At 75.2% G+C, this 3,514-nt stretch carries 3 protein-coding genes; all 3 read left to right on the top strand.

Annotated features, from left to right (window positions below; translation table 11 throughout):
• The first annotated feature begins 89 nt into the window (after positions 1 to 89).
• The 3 genes from FOE67_RS20100 to FOE67_RS20090 all read left to right on the top strand — a co-directional run bounded on the left by FOE67_RS20100 (position 90) and on the right by FOE67_RS20090 (position 3,432).
• Positions 90 to 1,466 (top strand): ATP-binding protein, encoded by a 1,377-nt coding sequence (locus tag FOE67_RS20100; RefSeq protein ID WP_182666242.1) that lies wholly within the window; start codon positions 90 to 92, stop codon positions 1,464 to 1,466.
• Complete coding sequence (locus FOE67_RS20095) at positions 1,441 to 2,235, top strand: LuxR C-terminal-related transcriptional regulator (RefSeq protein ID WP_438874263.1); 795 nt, start codon at positions 1,441 to 1,443, stop codon at positions 2,233 to 2,235. The genes FOE67_RS20100 and FOE67_RS20095 overlap by 26 nt, the downstream gene beginning before the upstream one ends.
• A 360-nt stretch (positions 2,236 to 2,595) precedes the next feature.
• A complete protein-coding gene (locus FOE67_RS20090; protein WP_182666241.1) occupies positions 2,596 to 3,432 on the top strand; it encodes an SAM-dependent methyltransferase in 837 nt (278 codons plus the stop codon).
• Positions 3,433 to 3,514 lie beyond the last annotated feature (82 nt).

Here is a 3,514-nt window from a genome sequence, read left to right as displayed (position 1 = left end):
CTACACTTGCAGCTTCGGCGGCAGCGTCAGATGGGTATAAGAGCCAGCCCCTGATGTCCCCGGGGACTCCGGCGTGTGACGATCGGGGCATGACCACCGCCGCGCCCGCCGCCGGAACGGGCCCCGACACCGACGAGGCGCCGCTGCGCAAGCTCTACCGCAGCGCGGAGGGCCGCTGGGTGGGCGGCGTCGCCCAGGGCCTGGCCGGACACCTGGCCCTGCCCGTCTCCTGGGTGCGCGGCGCCTTCCTGGCGATGTTCCTGGCCAGCGGCCTGGGGATGCTGGTCTACGGGGTCTTCTGGTTCGTCGTGCCGCTGGGCACCTCCCCCGCCCGACGCCCCGGCGCCACCGGTACCGCCGGCACCACCGGCACCGCCGGGCCCGGCAACCCCTTCGCCGCCCCGGAGACCGAGCGCGAGGTCCGGCGCGGCGCCGCCCGCCGCAACCGGGGCCTGGCCCTGGTGGTGCTCGGCATCGGCCTCATCGCCCTGTGGAACAGCCTGGAGCACCAGATCGGCATCGGCTACGTCTGGCCGCTGTTCCTCATCGGCATCGGCGCCGCCGTCGTGTGGCGGCAGGCCGACAACAGCCGCCGCGCCCACTGGGCCGAGGCCACCCGCCGCAGCGGATGGCTCCCGGTGGCCCGCAGCGCGGCCGGCGTGCTGCTCGTGGTCATCGGCGTGCTGCTGTTCGTCGTCGTGCAGGGCGCCAGCGAGGACCTCAGCCGCATCCTCCAGGCCGCGCTGGCCGTGCTCGTCGGCATCGCGCTGCTCGCCGGACCGTTCCTGGTGCGGGTCGTGCAGGACCTCTCCGAGGAACGCACCATGCGCATCCGCGCCCAGGAGCGCGCCGAGGTCGCCGCCCACATCCACGACTCCGTCCTGCACACCCTCACCCTCATCCAGCGCAACGCGGAGAACCCCCGCGAGGTCGCCCGCCTGGCCCGCGCCCAGGAACGCGACCTGCGGGCCTGGCTGTACAAGTCCTCCGAACGGGCCGCCTCCGGCGCGGCCGGCGAGAAGGCCGACGCGGGCGAGACCGAGACGACCCCGAGCACCTTCGCCGAGGCGGTGCGCGCCACCGTCGCCGAGGTCGAGGACGACCACGGCGTGCCGATCGAGGTGGTGTGCGTCGGCGACTGCCCCGTGGACGAGGGCCTCTCGGCACAACTCCAGGCGGCCCGCGAGGCGATGGTCAACGCCGCCAAGTACGGTGGCGAGGGCGGTCCCGTGCAGGTGTTCGCGGAGGTCGAGGGGCGTACCGTCTTCGTGTCGGTGCGCGACCGGGGGCCGGGCTTCGACCTCGACGCGGTCCCCGGGGACCGCATGGGGGTGCGGGAGTCCATCATCGGCCGGATGCAGCGCCACGGCGGCACCGCCCGGGTGCGCACCGCGCCCGGCGATGGCACCGAGGTGGTGCTGACGATGGAGCGCGACGGGCATGACCAGGGGCAGCGGGCCGAATGAGGCGGGAAGCGGAGGCACGACGGTGAACAGCGGGCAGGGAACCACCGGCAACGGCGGGAACGGCGGCGCCGGCGGGAACGGCGGAAACGGCAACGGCGGGGGACCGGCCGGGCGGGCCCGGGTGGTGCTGGTGGACGACCACCGGATGTTCCGGGCCGGCGTGCAGGCCGAGATCGGCCGCACCGACGAGACCGGGGTGGAGGTCGTCGGCGAGGCCGGGGACGTGGACCAGGCGCTCACCGTCATCAAGGCCACCCGGCCCGACGTGGTGCTGCTGGACGTGCACCTGCCCGGTGGTGGCGGCGTGGAGGTGCTGCGGCGCTCGGCGTCCCTGATGGCGGCGGCCGACCGGCCGGTGCGCTTCCTCGCGCTGTCGGTGTCGGACGCGGCCGAGGACGTCATCGGCGTCATCCGGGGCGGCGCCCGGGGGTACGTCACCAAGACCATCACCGGTGACGACCTGGTCGCGGCGATCTTCCGGGTCGCCGACGGCGACGCCGTGTTCTCCCCGCGCCTGGCCGGCTTCGTGCTCGACGCCTTCGCCTCCAGCGACGCCACCCCCGTGGACGAGGACCTGGACAGGCTGACCCAGCGCGAGCGCGAGGTGCTGCGGCTGATCGCGCGCGGCTACGCGTACAAGGAGGTCGGCAAGGAGCTGTTCATCTCGGTGAAGACGGTCGAGTCGCACGTCTCGGCGGTGCTGCGCAAGCTGCAGCTGTCCAACCGGCACGAGCTGACCCGCTGGGCCACCGCCCGCCGTCTGATCTGAGACGGGGGCCGTCGGCGCCGGGCCGGCGGGCCCGTGGGCCGACGGCTCGTGGCGGAGACGGCTCGGCCGCGCTTCCACCCGGCCCCGGGCCGGGGCACGGCACGGGCCGGCGCCCCGGCGGGGACCCGACCGCGCCGGCCCCGGCGCCCTCCCCCGCCCGGCGCCGACGGGTGACGGCCCACGATCGCCGGTCGCCGACGGTCGCCGGGACGGACCGGCCGGCCGGGCGCGGGGTACGGCCGGCGCCGTGAAGAACACGCCAACTCCCGTACGCTCCCCGTGAATTCCCCGCCGCTTCGCTCCTCCCCCGCAACGGCGTGCGCCTAGGGTGGTCGCCCCATCCGACCGAACGGGAGAACCATGAGCGAGACCCCGCGCACCCCCGGGAGCGCCGACGCGCCGGCGACGGCCGACGCCCCGCCCGGCATCGACACCCGGGTGCCGCACTCCGCCCGCATCTGGAACTACTGGCTGGGCGGCAAGGACAACTACCCGGTCGACCGGGAGGCCGGCGAGGCGTTCCGCGCCTTATACCCGGAGATCGTGGAGATCGCCCGCTACTCCCGGGTCTTCCTCGGCCGCGCGATGCGGTACCTGGTCGAGGACGCGGGCATCCGGCAGTTCCTCGACATCGGGACCGGGCTGCCGGCCGTCGAGACCACCCACCAACTCGCGCAGCGCCTCGCCCCGGAGGCCCGGGTGGTGTACGTGGACAACGACCCGCTGGTCCTCGCCCACGCCCGCGCCCTGCTGGTCGGCACCCCGGAGGGCGCCACCGACTACGTGGACGCCGACCTGCGCGACCCGGACCGCATCCTCAAGGCGGCGGCCGACACGCTCGACCTCTCCCGGCCGGTCGGCGTGATGCTGATGGGCGTCATGGGGCACATCCCCGACGACGACGAGGCCCTCGCCATCGTGCGGCACCTGATGGCCGCCCTGCCGTCGGGCAGTCACCTGACGCTGTACGACGGGACGGACGTCGGCGAGGCCGCGCACGCCGCCCAGGACGACTACAACGAGGGCGGCGCGGTGCCCTACATCCTGCGGAGCCGGGAACGCCTCGCGCGCTTCTTCGACGGTCTGGAGTTGGTCGAGCCCGGCCTGGTCTCCCTGCCCCGGTGGCGGCCGGAGATCGCCGAGCCGGAGGAGCGGGGCGAGATGAACGCGGCCGGAGCCGTGGCCCGCAAGCCCTGACCGGCCCGGGGCGCCGGGTATCGGTCGCGGGTGTCGCCGGGCGGTCCGCGCCCGGCGACGCCCGGCGCCCCCATCCCCCGCC

The sequence above is a fragment of the Streptomyces calidiresistens genome (assembly GCF_014141525.1).
Taxonomy (GTDB): Bacteria; Actinomycetota; Actinomycetes; order Streptomycetales; family Streptomycetaceae; genus Streptomyces; species Streptomyces calidiresistens.
This window is presented reverse-complemented; position numbering and strand designations above follow the sequence as displayed.

Excerpts from the sequence above, each read along its gene's own strand:
- FOE67_RS20090 (WP_182666241.1), top strand. The coding sequence starts at position 2,596 with ATGAGCGAGACCCCGCGCACCCCCGGGAGCGCCGACGCGCCGGCGACG.
- FOE67_RS20100 (WP_182666242.1), top strand. The coding sequence starts at position 90 with ATGACCACCGCCGCGCCCGCCGCCGGAACGGGCCCCGACACCGACGAG.
- FOE67_RS20095 (WP_438874263.1), top strand. The coding sequence starts at position 1,441 with ATGACCAGGGGCAGCGGGCCGAATGAGGCGGGAAGCGGAGGCACGACG.